Genomic DNA, 16540 nt, shown 5'->3' with positions numbered 1-16540 from the left:
GGACTGTCGTCTCCTGGTCAGGGGCGCTGGACGCCGGTTTGGCGGGTAATGATGCCGTAATGCTCGATACGCCGGTGGCGGGCGAAATCGAAAATGGTGGTCTTGCCGAAATTGCACAAATCCATATCGCAGCGGTGGACGATAAGCTCGTCGTCCTGCCCTTTAGCCCTGGCGACCACAAAACCGTTGGGATCGATGATTACGCTGCCGCCCATCAGCGGGAAGCCGTCCTCGACCCCGGCCTTGGCCACGCCGACCACCCAGGTGGCGTTTTGATAAGCGCCGGCCTGCATGCACAATTCGGAATGGAACAGCCGCTGCTGTTCGCCTTCACCGGGTTTTTGCGAGTTGATTGACGGCGTGTTATAGCCCAGCGTGACCAGTTCCACGCCCTGCAGTCCCATGACACGATAGGTTTCCGGCCAGCGGCGGTCGTTGCAAATGCACATGCCAATCACGGTTTCCCGATCCTCCCATGTGGGGAAACCCAGGTCGCCGGGTTCGAAGTAGCGTTTCTCCAGGTGCTGGAAGTCGCGGCCGGTATCGAACTCGACGTGTCCGGGCAGATGTATCTTGCGGTATTTGCCGATGATGCTGCCCTGGCGGTCGGTTAAGATGGAGGTGTTGTAATGATGCCCCTCAGGGGTCAACTCGGCGTAGCCGAAGGTGATGGCGATGCCGTGCTCACGCGCGAAATCGAACAGCGGGCGGGTCGCCTCGTTGGGCATCTCCCGTTCGAACCAGGTATCCACCTCGCGCTGATCTTCCATATACCAGCGGGGAAAGAACGTGGTCAGGGCCAGCTCCGGGAAGACCACCAGTTCACATCCCTGCTGCCGGGCCTGTTCCAATAGCGCCAGCATACGCCGGACCACCGTTTCCCTTAAATCGCTTTTTTGAATAGCCCCCAACTGGGCGCCGCCGATGACGATTTCGCGCATGCCGTTTTCCTCCCACAAGACCGACCCGATGCCGGCAAACCTTTTGCGTTACTTAGGGTCATTGTGGGAACTTCAGGTAAGGATGTCGTATGCCAATATGTCGGCCTTGGTTAACCTGAGGTTAATCCATATTGAACAGGTGAAAACCGCTGCCGCCGAGCGTGTTGCGCAATTGCTCGACAAACACCTGGGCAAACTGCGCCAAAGGCTCGCGCCGCAGGTGCACCAGGCTGATGGTCAGGCGTTCTTCGCTGAGGATGGGCAATACCGCCATCCGCCCCTCTCCCGAGGCGCGGAAGGAAATTTCATCGACCACGGAAAAACCACTGCCGTTTTTGACCAGCGCGCACGCGTGGTGGGGCGAGTCGACATCGATGCTTGGCCGGTATGGCAAGCCCACATGTTCGAAGGCCATCTTCATGAAGCTGTAGAACGGCGTATCGGCGGTATAGCCGATGAACGCCGCATCCGCCAGCGCCTGGGGCAACTCGTCGGCCTGAACCCGGGTCAGCGGATGATCCTGCGGGCACACCACCATAACCCGGATATAGCTCAGCGGCACCGCGCGCAGGTTGGGATGATCGATGGGGAACAGGGAAATACCCAGATCCGCCTGCCGGTCAAGCAGCCGGTCGCGCAGCAGGACATGTCGCAGGCATTCCAGGCTGATGCGAATATCCTCGTTGCACTGCCGGAAAGCAGCAATGGCGTCCGGCACCAGTTGATGCCCCAGGCTGGGGCTGCTGGCGACGCGCAGCACGCCGTGACGCTGCTGGACCAGATTGTGCAGCGTGGTATTGACCCGCAGGATATCGCGATACACCGATTCAACATCGTTGAACAGGCTACGCGCCTCCGGCGAGGGATATAGCCGTCCCTTGACGCGCTCGAACAGCTGGAAGCCGATACGCGCCTCGGTGTGCGAGAGCATCCGGCTAACCGCCGGCTGGGAAACAAACAGCAGTTGCGCGGCGCCATTGATGGAACCGGTGATCATGACAGCGCGAAAGACTTCGATCTGGCGCAAGTTGAGCGGCTGCATGCAACGTACCTCTGTGGAATTTTAGCGTTCGCGCCGGGGACAACGCATAACATCAGGTTATAGGAAGATAGCAATTAGTATGCCAATACACCCAATTGCCTGAAAATCGCGCTGACAGCGAAGGGATTAGCCAGTAAAAATAGCCTTCACCCATTGTTACAGGAGCCTTACCCGTGGCCGTTCCACAAACCATACTGCCCATCTCGCTGTTGATCATCCTGGGGTATGTCCAGGCGCGCCGGGGCGTTCTCGAGTCCCACGCCATCAAGGCATTGGGCGGCCTGGCCTTCAAGCTGTTCATGCCGATGGTGTTGTTTACCGGCATGGTCAACGCACCGCTGCACGACGGCCTGAACACCACGATCCTGGCGGCGTATTTTGTTCCGGCACTGATGGTTTTCGCCCTGGTCAACCTGTTCGCCCATCGCCGCCTCGGCCACCCAACGCCCTTTGGACTGACCGCCTCCTTTTCCAATAACGCCCTGATCGGCGTGGCGATGGTCTCGGGCCTGTTCGGCAACGACGGGCTAGTGCTGCTGTTCACCGTACTCGCCGTGCACAGCCTGCTGCTGTTCAGCTTCCAAAGCCTGTATGACAGTTTCGCCGGCAGCGAGCCGTTCAAACCCGGCCCGCTGGTAAGCAGCCTCGCCAATCCGATGATTGTCGGCCTGCTGCTGGGCACGGCGGTCAATCTGTCGAATGTGGCGCTGCCGGTCTGGACCACGCAATTAACGACCTGGCTGGCCCAGGCGGCGTTACCCTGCGCGCTGATCGCGCTGGGCGCCAATTTGGCGGGCTTTCGCCTGCGCCCCGGCGGGTCTGCCCTCGGCATTACCGCCGCCAAGCTTGTCGCCATGCCGCTGCTGGTTTTGCTGACGTGCATGCTGCTGGATATCGGCGGTATGCCGCGCCGGGTGCTGGTACTGATGGCCGCCAATCCCTCCGGCGTCAATGTGCTGGGGTTTTCGCGCTCGCTGGAAGACACCCAGGTAACCAGCTCGGCCATTTGTCTTTCAACACTCTTATCGGCCGTCACCCTGCCGCTGTGGATGTGGGTTGATAGCCTGCTGTAATCCGCCGGGCGTAACGCGGGGTAACAAAACGCCGGCGCCCGAAGGGGTTGAAGCAGGTTGCACCAAGGCTGGCGGCCGCAGAAAGACCACCACCGGTCGAGCAAGTCGTCCTGCCAGAGCGCCTGTGCCGTCGCCAGCATAACGCGCGGCTCCGGCAGGATCTGCGCTAGCATCCACTTGTACAATGCTGTTAGTTGCCTAAGGGAATAAAGCGCTGCAGGAAGCAGCAAGTGCCACAGATCTATATGCCGCATTGCCGACGGTAACAGTCGCCGTTTCAAGATCAGCAGTTGTGCCATAACAACCTGTTTAATCCAAGAAAACAAGTCGCTATAAAACAATCCTTTCCTGTGATTGACTAATGCATTTCTTGAACATGCTTGCTGCAAAAGACGCATTCGAGCCGCAGCGCCGCGCTATCACTGACTTATATCGATTTAGGCTTCGCTTTTCTAAAAAAAAAATTTCAAATAACGTTTGACATAAAATAATTAACAGAATGTTTGTAGGAAAAAGAGGGTGATTATTTAATGCCGTTTTTATGGTCTCACATGCGGTGTTGACCGCATAGATCTATACACCCATTCTCGCTTATGATGATAAGGTTTTCTTATGTAGATATTTCCCAGGAGAGCAATAAATATAAATCATTTTTGTGATACGTAATGAAATAGAAATCATCATTTCGATGTGATAAATAAAAATTTGCACAAAGTAACATTTTCACTTCATCATTTATGCCTTTTTTTAAATAGATCAGCCGTTAATTTTCAATTTCAGGTTTGTTTTTATTTCCCATAAACTATTTTCTATTACATTGCAGAATAGTTTACTAATGCCTTCATGAAATACTTCTGACGATATAAATTGAAACTTTCATGATAATTCATCTATAGATTAATTATCAATCAACTGCTGATCATTAATTCATCATAATAGAGGAATCGATCGTTAATAACAATAGTTACTCAAATATTGATAGGTTTTATCTATCAATAAGGTTTTTACGATCGATATAAACGATTAGAATAATAAATGCTAAGGGCGTTTAATTTGAAGTTAGGCTTTGTGTCGCCTTGGTAAGGTTAAGTCGTTCATAAAGGAATATCGACGAAGTATTAAGATTTAGAATAAAATATATAACTGGTGAGCTTCATTTGATGCAATATATAAAATATTGCAAGATTGTTATTATTTAAGCTAGGGTGCACAGTTATGGGAATTGTTGCATTGAGTCTGAGTGTTTATGTTAACATTTGCATCATTTTTGCAACTTTTTCTGCAAGCATTTTTTTACTTAGCCGCAATGAAGCCTTTTCATTTGATGCATCCTACAGCAAGCGTGTTATATTTGGTGTTGTCGGCGGACTTATTACCTTGAGCATTCAACAACAACATGGGGTTTTGACAACAGGTTTCCCCGTTTTTAGTTTCACTGGTTTACCCGTAATTTTAACAATAATAATTGGCGGCTGGGTCAGTGGTTTAATATCCCTGGCAATAGGTATCATTAATATTGATGGAGACCTTTATGAAAAGATGATTATGGGCCTCGTCCCACTAACCCTTTTTCCCTTTAAAATATGGCGTAGCACATCATCGAGAATACCTCTGTTTATTGTGTTTATCATTCTACTCTACAACACTATTACGTTTCATTTTATTAATAACTCACCGCATGATATAAACTCTCTGATAGTTTCTACACTTTTGGAGTGTTTTTGTTTTCTGATCATATATTATGCACTGATGGCTCAGAAATCCTATATTAAAGACAATATAATGATTAAGGATTTCGCCATGATTGACAGCGTCACTAATTTAAATAACCGCAAACGGGTTGATCAAGAAATTGTCCGACTCGCTCTAAAGAAAAACTCATTCGGGGTGGTATTGATTGATCTGGATGATTTCAAGCTTGTCAATGATCGTTATGGGCATCTTGTCGGCGATCAATTACTCTATGAAATAGCTGATGTTTTTAGAGGTACAACGCGAGCTAAGGATTTTGTCGGCCGTTACGGGGGTGAGGAGTTTATCATGTTCATCCAAAATCAGGATCCCGCTGCGGTGCTGTTGGTTTGCCAGCGTATCAGGCAAGCAGTTTCAAAAACGCTGTTTCTGGGAAATTCACAACAGCCATTCAATATCACTGTTTCTATCGGGGTGAGCATGCATTATGCCGATAAAGATCTTATGAAGAGTATACATCAGGCCGATCTGGCCCTTTATAAAGCCAAAAAGCAAGGTAAAAACACTGTCGTAATGAACGATTTCTTAACTGCGGCTTCAGATTTTTTGCATAAATAACTGAAAATGCTATTTACACTTATATTTTCCTGATTAAAGTCAGCCGTGAAAATTTAAAGCCTATGGTGATATGGATCATTCTATTTACATTTTTAAAAAATCAGTCGCTGCAGCAGCATGAACGGGGATCAGCGAGAGACTGTGAAGTGAAAGGGCCATGGTTCTTCTGGCAAGCAGTGATCTAATGAGTTCGAACATTAAGAATTCCCTCGGGCTGTAATATTAGGACGGCAGCGTTAACGGATTCGAAACGCGGCGTTTGCCCCCCACGTAGCCACGAGTAGACTTCCATCAGGTGCACGTGCCAACCCTACCGGGCTGATCAGTCCATCAGCGATCACCGTGCGAGTACCTTCTCGGTCGACGCGGCTGACAGTCGTCCCGCCATAGTCAACAACATAGGCTGCATCTGTACCTGCTGGGACGATGCCGGGGCCTGGGCTGGTGAATTCGGTATTGATTGTTTTTGCCTTCATCCCATTGGATACGAGGGATATTCCGCCCGCAATATTACTGACCAGTAAATCACCATTGGGCAGTTCTACAGCACCTACCGGTGTTTGCAAACCTTCGGCTACGATCTCTATTCTTCCGTCTGGATGGGCAGCAAGAATTTGGTTGGTCTTCCGATTCGCGATCAGCAAGCGACCTCGCATATCAAAAGAGAGACCCGCCGGCGTTGCCAGCCCCTGTACGAAAACAGTCTTATCGCCGTTGGGTGTGAAACGCCACACCAGGTCTTCGTTGTAGGAGGCGACGTACACATCTCCCGTGGATGAAACAGCCAATCCAGACGGGCCACTGAGGCCACTGGCAAAGACCACACGTTCGCCATTAGGCGTGAAGCGCAACACAGTGCCGGCCGACCAATTCGCCACATAAAGGTTGCCGCGCATGTCGTAGGCCATACCGACCGGTGAACTGAGTCCCTCATGGACTGCGGTCCGATCCAACGTCCAATTGACTACTGATTGCGCTTGGGCCGAGGCAGGCAGGTTCAGCGAGACTGCCATAATAAACGCCAACCACACTGAGTAGAATATGTGCCTCATATTGTTACCTCCTGTGAGAAAATTTCTTTGGCGGCGAACAGTCCGTTAAGTGCTGCGGGAAAGCCGGCATAAACCGCCATCTGCATGATGATCTCAACGATTTCTTGTTGAGAGCAGCCGACAATGCGAGCGCCGTGGATATGTACCTTGAGTTGCGGCAAAGCGTTTCCCGTGGCGGTTAGCGCGGCTACCACAGCGAGTTCTCGGCTCTTGAGGTCGAGTCCCGGCCTCGAATAGATATCGCCGAACGGAAACTCAATGAGCAGGCGGGCAAAATCTGGTGCAATGTCCTTCAGGCTCTCAATAACGTTCTCTCCTGCCTGACCATCAACTTCCTTAAGCTTCGCCAGGCCTCGTTCATAGCGTTCGTTATTCATATTCACTCCTGAAGGGTTTTGATACTTGCACTGTATGTTTCGCCTTCGTATTAATCCAATATCATTTTTGTGATACCTTTTGGGTATGAATGAATTCATTGATCTACGACTGGTGCGAGCAGACCGATAAGCAGGGCCACCACCATTACTAGCCCGCGACAATGGGCCGTTGAGCTGTATGAGAAATCTTCTATTGAAAGAAAGGTGCTGATGTCGACTAAAAATTGCACTCAACAGCAATCTTCATTGGCGTCGCCAATCTGCAATTTCCCGAAAAAAAATACATCAGTGGGGTTACTGACTGGGCGTGATAATAAGTCTTCGGGGGGAACTGTCTGCGGGTGTAGCGCAAAATCCACAACATCGCAATATCGCCCGAATGGCGGCCGGCGTGCCCTCGACGTCCAGTAATAACGGACTCTGTTGGCGCCCCTGTTCATCAAACACGCTTGCCAAAGCCTGGGGGTCCACTAATATTCCCCTTCCCTTGGGAAAAAATGTTCTGTGCCCTTCGCGACTTCGCTGCGACGAGGTAAACGCATTCTGCCAACCGTCCAATTGCAAAAGCGTCAATGCGCAGTGCAAACGATACATGTCACTGTGTTGCGACAGTTGGTCTGCGCCTAACTCCCAGTAATACAACAAACAGTGTTTCAACCGAGTCGAGGCCGGGTTTATTTGGCCAAGTCTGAGCAACGACAGCAACACCGGCGCAATATCGCGTGAGAAGCGTTTTTGCTGCTGGGCCTGCTGAAGCCAGCATCGAGTAGGAGGCGGGATTGCTCCCGCCGTCCTCTCACACCACCGTACGTACGGTTCCGTATACGGCGGTTCAGGCTATACGGTTTAGCCGGTTTATCGTATCCAGTATCGAGACCAGTCCAAGCCGGTCCCACCATTTCTTCGGCAACGCCTGATTCATATGCGACGCTCCCGAGTTCCACCAGGGACCTCGTCCATTGCTCGTCGATTTCCAGGCGCGTTCTGCATTCAGCCCCAAGCGCGTCAAGTTCCGTGCCCTTGTCGAGGGATTCTTCCATTGGCGCCATAGGGCACATCGCAGTTTATGCCGCACCCAGCCATCAAGCTTTTCGAGAGGCCTTTTGCTCTGACTTAACTTAAAGTAACCGGCCCAGCCGCGCAGTATCGGGTTTATTCGCTCGATGACATTTGCCATCTTGCGTCCCCGCGCACCCCGCAACATCTCCCCCAGCCTGTCGCGCAGTCGGCCTTGGCTTGCCATGCTTACTCTCAGTCTCGGTTGCTGTCGATGCCTGCTTATCCCATAGCCGAGGTAGTCACATTTCCAGGCTTCGGCTACACGGCTCTTTTCCCCGTTCAGCGTCAGTTTTAACCGCTGGTTCAGGAAGCGCTCCACGCTTACCATTACCCGTTCGCCAGCCCGTTGACTGCGCACATAGATGTTCGCATCATCGGCATAACGCACGAAGCGATGACCCCGCTTTGTCAGTTCGATATCGAGTTCGTTGAGCAGGATATTCGACAACAACGGCGAGAGCGGGCCCCCTTGCGGCGTCCCTTCCTGCCGTCGGCTCAGTATCCCACCCGCCATCACCCCGGACTCAAGATAGCGACTGATAAGCGTAAGCACGCGTTTGTCTTCAACCCGGCGCTGTACGCGGGCCATCAGGATATCGTGGTTAACGCGATCAAAGAACTTTTCCAGATCGAGTTCCACGCACCAGTGATGCCCGGCAGCTACGTGGGCGCGGGCCGTTTCGACTGCCTGATGGGCGCTTTTCCCCGGACGGAAGCCATAGCTGTAGTCCGAGAACAGCGGGTCGAAGATTGGCGTGAGCTGTTGTAGCAAGGCTTGTTGAATCAGGCGATCCACCACACTGGGGATACCTAAATGGCGGGTTCCACCTTTGGGCTTGGGGATCTCAACCGCGCGTACCGCTTGCGGATGATATTCCCCTGTCAACAACCGGGCCTTTAAGATCGGCCAATACTGTTTCACGTAGCCGGCCAATTCAGCCACCGTCATGCCATCGGCACCCGGTGCGCCTTTATTGCCGACTACGCGTTGATACGCACGCTTGAGATTCGCCGGTGCGAGCACCCGCTCCATCAGCGTGTCCGGCTCCGCGTTCGTCCACGTCGCAGACGTCGCCGATGCTTGCACACTGTCGGCCATCATCCTCGGATACCGTCCGGGACTCGGGGAAACAGTTTTCTCGGGGAGAATATTCGGTGTTTCAGCATTCGACGAGACTCCAACGCCTACTGGCGGTATAACCTGTTCAGCCCTTGGTGACGGGGTTAATCGTCACTTACTACGGCCTCGGCTGACTTCTGCACGCTCATCCCGTCGCCTCTCGACGCGCGGTAGCACTATGGCAAACGTGCAGATCTCCCAGGGTAATTCGCGCGACCTTCCTGCTTATGCCTGTCGGATATACGTCACAGCGTTCCGTGCAAGTACTGGGCTTTAACGATTTTCGCCGTCTTACCCCGCTGCGCCGCCTGATCCGCTTCCTGTACGTCAGGCCGGCATTTTGCTTTCAGCTTCCTTCAGATCCGCGATCGCCCGCGACACCCTTGCCTTCAGCTAACACTTCCCCTTGCCGGGTGTGTAGAGGACTTTCACCTCCAAGTCGCCCCTTGGCCACCACGGCCAGGGGACAGCACCCGTCAGGGCGCTACGCGCCATGCCTGGCGCACGAATAATAAACGGCTGCTCTCCCGCATCCGCAACGATACGACCGTCCTGCCACGCCAGCTCTATCGCGACGAGTCCACACCAAGCGAAATGGGCAATTTGTGGGTACATAAATACCTCAGATCTTACGGGATATAGTGGATGAACGCGCAGGTCTGGACTTTGGGACGGATGAACGAGACAAGATAAGCGTATCCGTGCTGGCCGCTGGACGAGCCAGCTGGCCGAACGTCTCGTTGCGTACTGGGAAACTCGGCGATTGATAGCGGGCTATCAGACGGCGCCGTAAGGCTTTACGGTACTGTGCCTGGTGATGAATATCCCTGGCCAGTCGATACAACTCACCATAGCCAATGTCCTTATGCTCCACGACAAACACTTTAACCGCGCTCTGCAATGCGTCGCTGGTCTGACTCAGGGCAATCAGATCTGAGCCGGTGATGGGTAGGGCAGGAATATTATCGGGCAGATGATACAGCCCGCTACGCCTTACGAGAGGCGAGCCAGCGAGCGTAAACGCGGTCCAAACGAGCCCCCCGAAAAGAGCACCCAGCACTATCAGTTGCCCTAGACCAGGCCAGAATCGGTACAGTACCATACCCGCCATCAGCGTACTTCCGGCCCAAATCAGTAGGGCCAGCCATAGTCGGGGCATATGGACGACTATCTTGGGGATACGCTGCGCATTCTCGCGCTTGATGAGGTTTAACACCATGTTTCGGATAAGCGTGACATCATTCTGGGATGACATGAGTGTTGCCTTCCTGTGATTATTCAGAGAGAAAAAACGACACTGTAAAGCTTCTGCCAATATTTTAAGCGGCACCGAAAATACATCCGCATGGCGGGTGGCTGCGCCAACTCAAGCTCACTGATTTTAAGTGCTGATGCCCCATCACGCTTGAGGCGCATAGCATGAAAAGCCGCCATATCGGCTAAGATGCGCTGCTGCCCCATTGAGGTAAGCGGGATAAAATTTTCCATCATACATGCCCCCCTGGCTGCTGTATAACGCGATCAGTAAACCGATTCAGGTGTTTCCCCAGGGGCACTGGATGCCGGTGTTTTTTTGGCTGATGAAAAATTACGCGCTCTGGCCCGGCTTGTAAAACCCTTTAATCACGGACTTCAACGGAAGGCGTACACGACAACGCCCGGACATCATGGCCGGAGCCAATGAAAAGGGTCACGAACCCAGTGTAACCCAAGAACGTGACCGGTTCCCTGGTGTTGTCGTGTAGCGATGTAAAGGTTTTACTTTACACATAAAATGTAAAGGAATGCTAGACAGGCGTCAAGGATAATTGATTGTCTGGGCGACCGATGATAGGAAAAAGACTCAAAGAAGCGCGAAGATTATGTGACATGACGCAAGAGAAGCTGGGGGTAATGATTGGCATTGAGGAAGCTACCGCCCGACAACGCATTTCACAATATGAATTGGGGACTCATACGCCAAAATATTCGCTCGCCTGCCTGATGGCGGAAATCTTGCACGTACCGGAATGCTACTTTTACATCAAAAGTGATGATTTTGCTGATAAAGTATTAGCGCTTTATCAGGCAGAGAACTCTCACTGTGCTACCGACACCAAAGAAAAGTAGGTAAAAAGTCTATTTGATAGCAACAACCACGTTGGCTGATTTTCCGACAACGTTCGGGGACGTATATGCCTATAGTATTATGTCAGGCTGAAACGAGGATATCCGCTGGTCGGTTGCGTTCGTCCTAATGCTGCAACGAATGGATACCCCAAGGATATCTGCTGGACAGACCACACGCCAATCCTAAAGGGCACCATTCTGTCTTGCGTACTACTGCCACACCATCTCTCAGTACCCGCCTCACGCCGCTGGAGCGCAACGGCCGGCAGGTATAGAATCGTCTGAACATGAAGACAGGACCGGAGACGGAGGGTCCGCCCCCGGATCGATAATCAGGTGATAACAGGAGTATTTTTATGAGGATCCGTACTCTTGGCCGTAACGGCCCCACCGTGTCCGCCCTGGGCCTCGGCTGCATGGGCATGAGTGCGTTCTACGGCGACCACAGCGACGAGACCGGCTCGATCGCCGTCATCCGCCACGCGCTTGACCGCGGCGTTACCCTGCAAGGTTGAAATCGCTTGACCCAATGAAAAAGGATCTCTTTCTTTTTTTCTTTATCGGGTTCATTGAAAAGAAGTTCATTGGTTTTGTCTATATCTTTACCGAAAGAGTCAAGATGGCTCCTCGGAATTTTACCGAGTAATTGTTGAATTTCCATACCTTTCTCCTTACTGGAATTTTCAGAGTTACATTAATGTTCACCTGTCTTACTTGATAACATACTTATCATAAGCAACGCACAGATAGTAATAATACTTCCCACTATCTGAATGCTTTCCATCTTTTCTCTTAGAAACAGGTATGCGCCGAAGATCCCAAAAATAGGGACCAAGTTTAGAAACATTCCTGCTAATCCTGCACTGATATTTTTTAATGAAATTAAATAAAATGTGAATGCGAGAGCATATTGAAGGATACCGGATGCTATCGCCAGTAACACAATGCCTATCGATGGAATAGAGAATGTATAATCGGTAACGATATACTCGATAATAAAAGCTAATGTTGTTGCAAGAAGTGCAGTGACTTGTTGAAAAGCAACAATGATAATGGCATCTGCAACCGCTATCGAGCGCGATGTCATCATAACATATACGGCAGCGGCAAGCATACCGGAAATAATAAGAAGATTCCCTATCATACCATTATGTATCAATTCTGACAGACTACTTCCTATTGAAAAGTAGAGGCCAATCAGAATGAAAGACGATAACATAATGAACAATTTACTTAATTTTTCTTTAAAAAACAACGCGGCAATGATCACTATAAATATTGATTCTAACGACTGTAATAGTGCCGCATCCGTTGCTCTGGCGAACGTGAGGCCAATCAACACCAGGATATAGGTCAAAAATGGCTCAAAAAGACCGAGAAAACTCACCTTTTTTAATGATCGTATATCTGGAATTTTTATTTTCTTTATAAGAACAATACACCATATAAAAACAACGCTGGCTGTAAGTCCCCCCCTGTCAGGATAGATGGCATCCCCTACTGAAAATCTAATTGGGGGTAGTGGAGCCTGACATGAAACGTTATTCACCTGAACGTAAAGCTGCTGTTTTGGACAAATTATTACCTCCTCACAACATGACTGTTAGCGCACTTGCACAGCAAGAAGGAATATCGGAAGCTACCCTTTACAACTGGCGTATTCAGGCCAAATTGGAGGGAAAGCCCGTGCCCGGAGCGAATAAAACTACCGAACAATGGTCGACCGAAGCCCGTTTTGCCGTGATCGTGGAAACTGCCACACTCAGTCAAGCCGAGTTAGGCGAATATTGCCGTCGTAAAGGGCTTTATCCAGAACAAATAGCCCAGTGGAAACAAGACTTCCTTCAAACGCCACAACCCGATACCCGGCAGTCGCAAAAACAGGCCCAAAAAGAAATCAAAGGGCTGAAGCGAGAACTGGCCCGAAAGGAAAAAGCCCTGGCGGAGGCGGCCGCGTTGCTGGTGTTGCGAAAAAAGCTCAATGGTTATTACGGGATAGCAGACGAGGACGACTGACGCCAGCGAACGAGCGAGTGCAATTTATCCGGTGGATAGGCGAGGCGACGAGCGCCGGTGCGCGCTTGCTCCCCGCCTGCCGAGAAGTGGGCATCAGCCTGCGCACCTGGCGGCGCTGGAACGGGCAGGCCGAAGACCGCCGGCCTTCGGCGGTGCGCCCACGACCGGCCAATAAGCTGACACTCGCCGAAGAACATCAAATACTGGCCGTGTGTCACGAGCCGGAGTATGCCAGTTTGCCGCCGGCGCAAATCGTGCCACGTCTGGCGGACACAGGGGTCTATCTAGCCAGCGAATCGACGTTTTACCGGATCCTGCGGCGCCACGGTCAGGTGCATCATCGAGGGCGTAGCCGGGCACCGCTGAAGGTCAATAAACCGACCAGCTATCAGGCGCTTGCGCCCCGCCACGTGTGGACATGGGACATCACCTGGCGTGCGCCCGGAGCTCAGGGCTGGCAAGGAAGCTAAATATGAGCCACGAACTGATCTGAAATCCGCCGCTTGTCGACAGGAGTCTGACAAGCGGCGGCAGTGTCTGGTTGTGCAGACACATGAGCCCGAGCGGCAGTGTCTCATTGTATGCTGGTGAGGTGATGAAGCCCGCTGACAACGGGGGGTGAGGCGAACTCGTTAAGCCAAGATGCTCCTCCAGGCTGAGTAGTGGACGGATGAAGAACATGAACCGATTAATCCGCGTCTATGGGTTGAAATGTCACCACCCCCTACACGGGTTAACAGGGGGTACAACGTTAGACGTTCTTTACATGTAGGATGGAGCGTGTCGATTGGCCACTTTACAGCCACGAATATGGCCATGGACTGACGCAATACCACAATTCTGTGTCAGAGCGTTATCGCCTCACAGAATGATGAGGGTAAAGACTGCGATCGGCATCCACCCCACTATGTTTGAGTTCAGGTCAGTAAACCGGGGAAGGTCTGTTTGGCTGTTAAGGGAGCATGACCCCGATGACAAACAGGCTGGCGGAGCTCCCGTAGTAGTCCGCGATGGGGAAAGCCCATTACATGGCGAAGGGGAGCAGTTTATATATGTTTGTAGAACAAACTACCTGACTGAAGTGAGGTGAAGACCTTTGATAATCAGCGAAATGCAATGCAAACTGGCAACGTGGGCGGATACCGAGCCGGATCGTAAAATGGATCGGTTATTGCGCCTGATTGCACACCCGATATGGCTGGCAGAAGCAGCACGGAAAACGCTGGCATCCCGAGGTAGTTACACGCCTGGGATAGACGGCATAACCAAACTGCATCTGGAAAACCGGTTGTTGGAAACTCTGGCTCAGCTCCGTCAGGAACTACTGTCGGGTGACTATCAACCGGCCCCCGCCCGGCGTGTGTACATTCCAAAAGCGAACGGGAAACTGCGCCCACTGGGGATACCTACATTACGGGATCGTATTATCCAGCGGGCCATGTTGATGGCAATGGAGCCCATCTGGGAAAGTGATTTCCACCGTCTTTCCTATGGATTTCGTCCGGAACGCAGTGTGCATCACGCTATCCGCACAGTGAAACTTCAACTGACAGATAAACGTGACACCAGTGGACGGTGGGTCATCGAAGGTGACCTTTCCAGTTACTTCGACACAGTACATCACCGGCTGTTGATGAAGGCGGTACGGCGACGGATCTGCGATCAGCGGTTCTTGTCGTTGCTCTGGAAAATCATCAAAGCCGGCCATGTTGATGCCGGACTGTTTCGTGCGGCCAGCGAGGGGGTTCCGCAAGGCGGGGTTATCTCGCCCCTACTGGCGAACATTATGCTGCATGAATTCGATCAGTATCTTGAGCGCCATTATCTTGGTACAAAGCCGCGTCAAGACCGATGGTATAACAACCATAGCATCAAGGTCGGTCGTCGGTCGGCGATCCAAGGGAAGTGGCAATGGCAACCCGCTGTAGCTTACTGCCGTTATGCTGATGATTTTATCATTATCGTAAAGGGTACCAAAGCGCATGCTGAAGCCATTCGGAACGAATGTCGCGATGTGCTTGAAGGAAAGTTGAAGCTGGCGCTGAACATGGAAAAGACCCGGGTCACCCATGTAAACGACGGCTTCACGTTTCTCGGTCATCGGCTTATTCGGAAACGAAGTCGCGACGGCATAATGCGGGTAGTCAGCACGATCCCACGAGAAAAGGCAAGAAACTTCGCCGCATCGCTGACTCAGTTATTGTCGGGAAACTTCGACGCCAACAAGATCGATATGGTCGACACACTGAACAAGAAGCTTCAAGGCTGGGCGAATTTCTACCAATTTGTCGACTTCAAAGCCAAAGTGTTCAGCCATATCGACGGTGTGGTGTTCTGGAAACTGACACACTGGCTGTCGCGGAAATACCGGACAGCAATCAAGCCGCTGATGCGACGCTGGTTTAAGCTCCCGCTCAACGGGTCAGCAAAGACCTGGGTTCTGTTTGGTACCAATCGCCAAAGCAGTCGATGCCGGGTGGAACTGATACGTTTAGTTGGGCGAGGTAAACGGCAATTCCGCTGGCGACTTCCTGAAAGCAATCCTTACCTCAGGAAGGAAGAACGCAATACGTTTACCTCACGCTATCGCGACGTTGCCATGGCCATGAGCCGTGTATAAATGGAGAGCCGGATGCGCTGAAAGGTGCATGTCCGGTTCGGAGAGGAGAGGCAAGGAAATAGTTCGACTACGCCTTGTCTCTTACTCTACTCGCGTCACGAGTCCGTGGCCGGTATTTTTATCTGTATCTGATAGAAGATATCTTTAGCCGGAAAATCGTCGGTTACGAGGTTCACGAAGAAGAAAATGGTGACCAGGCCGCCGCCCTGCTGCAGCGTACCGTGCTGCGTGAACAGTGCTACCGGCAACCTTTGGTGCTGCACGCCGATAATGGGGCGCCGATGAAATCCCAAACGCTGAAAGCAAAGCTGGAAGAACTGCAGATCACCGGTTCGCACAGCCGGCCGCGGGTCAGCAACGACAATCCGTATGTAGAGTCGCTGTTCAGAACGCTGAAATATGTTCCAGCGTGGCCGTCATCGGGCTTCCTGGACCTAAATGAGGCAAGACAGTGGGTTGAGTGTTTTAGCCGATGGTACAACGAAGAGCACCGGCATAGCGCTATCGGTTATGTGACGCCGGAACAACGCCATCAGGGGCATGACATTGCCCTGTTGGCAAACCGAAAAGCCTTGTATGAATCAGCCCAAAGGGCCAACCCGGAACGATGGTCAAAACACTGTCGCCAATGGCAACGTGTCGAAGTGGTGATGTTGAATCCGGATAAGCCGGAAACAGCGCTGGAAAATGCAGCATAAAAAATGACTAAGGGTGCCAACATCCTTGACAGCCGCCGAAGTTGTATTAATAAGAGCATTATCGGCGGAAAGCTTTGCAAAGCCCCCTTAGACATGACTAAGGCCATACCCCAGCAAAAAGCT

14 protein-coding genes and 2 pseudogenes are annotated in these 16540 nt (G+C 51.7%); 8 read left to right on the top strand and 8 right to left on the bottom strand.

Annotation, left to right across the window (positions count from 1 at the left end):
- Positions 1–17 precede the first annotated feature (17 nt).
- Complete coding sequence (locus ACL2XQ_RS11255; RefSeq protein ID WP_413730240.1) at positions 18–941, bottom strand: N-carbamoyl-D-amino-acid hydrolase; 924 nt, start codon at positions 939–941, stop codon at positions 18–20.
- Between the two features lie 121 nt (positions 942–1062).
- Complete coding sequence (locus tag ACL2XQ_RS11250) at positions 1063–1983, bottom strand: LysR family transcriptional regulator (RefSeq protein ID WP_413730239.1); 921 nt, start codon at positions 1981–1983, stop codon at positions 1063–1065.
- Between the two features lie 173 nt (positions 1984–2156).
- Here ACL2XQ_RS11250 and ACL2XQ_RS11245 point away from each other — a divergent pair, with 173 nt between their 5' ends.
- Both ACL2XQ_RS11245 and ACL2XQ_RS11240 read left to right on the top strand, forming a co-directional pair.
- Positions 2157–3056, top strand: a complete 900-nt coding sequence (locus tag ACL2XQ_RS11245; protein ID WP_413730238.1) for an AEC family transporter — start codon at positions 2157–2159, stop codon at positions 3054–3056.
- 1215 nt (positions 3057–4271) lie between these two features.
- Positions 4272–5366, top strand: coding sequence for a GGDEF domain-containing protein (locus ACL2XQ_RS11240; protein WP_413730237.1), 1095 nt, complete (start codon positions 4272–4274; stop codon positions 5364–5366).
- Positions 5367–5602: 236 nt separating this feature from the next.
- Here the strand turns inward: ACL2XQ_RS11240 and ACL2XQ_RS11235 are convergent, their stop codons facing one another.
- The 5 genes from ACL2XQ_RS11235 to ACL2XQ_RS11215 form a co-directional block, all read right to left on the bottom strand.
- Positions 5603–6418, bottom strand: coding sequence for a hypothetical protein (locus ACL2XQ_RS11235; RefSeq protein WP_413732600.1), 816 nt, complete (start codon positions 6416–6418; stop codon positions 5603–5605).
- Positions 6415–6795, bottom strand: a complete 381-nt coding sequence (locus ACL2XQ_RS11230; protein WP_413730235.1) for a carboxymuconolactone decarboxylase family protein — start codon at positions 6793–6795, stop codon at positions 6415–6417. The genes ACL2XQ_RS11235 and ACL2XQ_RS11230 overlap by 4 nt, the downstream gene beginning before the upstream one ends.
- An 832-nt stretch (positions 6796–7627) precedes the next feature.
- Entirely contained in the window at positions 7628–8956 is a 1329-nt protein-coding gene (gene ltrA / locus ACL2XQ_RS11225) for a group II intron reverse transcriptase/maturase (protein WP_413730234.1), read from the bottom strand.
- 640 nt (positions 8957–9596) lie between these two features.
- Positions 9597–10229: a hypothetical protein gene (locus ACL2XQ_RS11220; RefSeq protein ID WP_413730233.1), complete on the bottom strand. Its 633-nt coding sequence runs from the start codon at positions 10227–10229 to the stop codon at positions 9597–9599.
- A 23-nt stretch (positions 10230–10252) separates the two neighbouring features.
- A complete protein-coding gene (locus tag ACL2XQ_RS11215; RefSeq protein ID WP_413730232.1) occupies positions 10253–10465 on the bottom strand; it encodes a hypothetical protein in 213 nt (70 codons plus the stop codon).
- A gap of 336 nt (positions 10466–10801) precedes the next feature.
- Between ACL2XQ_RS11215 and ACL2XQ_RS11210 the strand changes: the two genes are divergently transcribed.
- On the top strand, positions 10802–11083 hold the full coding sequence (locus ACL2XQ_RS11210; RefSeq protein WP_413730231.1) for a helix-turn-helix transcriptional regulator: 282 nt from the start codon (positions 10802–10804) through the stop codon (positions 11081–11083).
- A 356-nt stretch (positions 11084–11439) separates the two neighbouring features.
- Positions 11440–11589 (top strand): annotated as a pseudogene (locus ACL2XQ_RS11205) (aldo/keto reductase); the annotation flags it as partial.
- A 188-nt stretch (positions 11590–11777) separates the two neighbouring features.
- Here ACL2XQ_RS11205 and ACL2XQ_RS11200 read toward each other — a convergent pair.
- A complete protein-coding gene (locus ACL2XQ_RS11200; protein ID WP_413730230.1) occupies positions 11778–12632 on the bottom strand; it encodes a DMT family transporter in 855 nt (284 codons plus the stop codon).
- Here ACL2XQ_RS11200 and ACL2XQ_RS11195 point away from each other — a divergent pair.
- From ACL2XQ_RS11195 to ACL2XQ_RS11180, 4 genes and pseudogenes are all read left to right on the top strand, one after another.
- Entirely contained in the window at positions 12617–13099 is a 483-nt protein-coding gene (locus ACL2XQ_RS11195) for a transposase (RefSeq protein WP_203524861.1), read from the top strand. The two genes, ACL2XQ_RS11200 and ACL2XQ_RS11195, sit on opposite strands and share 16 nt — an antisense overlap.
- 17 nt (positions 13100–13116) lie before the next feature.
- Entirely contained in the window at positions 13117–13569 is a 453-nt protein-coding gene (locus tag ACL2XQ_RS11190) for a helix-turn-helix domain-containing protein (protein WP_413730229.1), read from the top strand.
- Positions 13570–14210: 641 nt separating this feature from the next.
- Positions 14211–15719, top strand: a complete 1509-nt coding sequence (ltrA, locus tag ACL2XQ_RS11185) for a group II intron reverse transcriptase/maturase (RefSeq protein ID WP_413731055.1) — start codon at positions 14211–14213, stop codon at positions 15717–15719.
- 68 nt (positions 15720–15787) lie between these two features.
- Positions 15788–16417 (top strand): annotated as a pseudogene (locus tag ACL2XQ_RS11180) (transposase); the annotation flags it as partial.
- Positions 16418–16540 lie beyond the last annotated feature (123 nt).

Source organism: Sodalis sp. RH14, assembly GCF_047324285.1.
Taxonomy (GTDB): domain Bacteria; phylum Pseudomonadota; class Gammaproteobacteria; order Enterobacterales; family Enterobacteriaceae; genus Acerihabitans.
The sequence above is the reverse complement of the archived record's forward strand: the minus strand, read 5'-3'. Positions and strand labels throughout refer to the sequence as shown.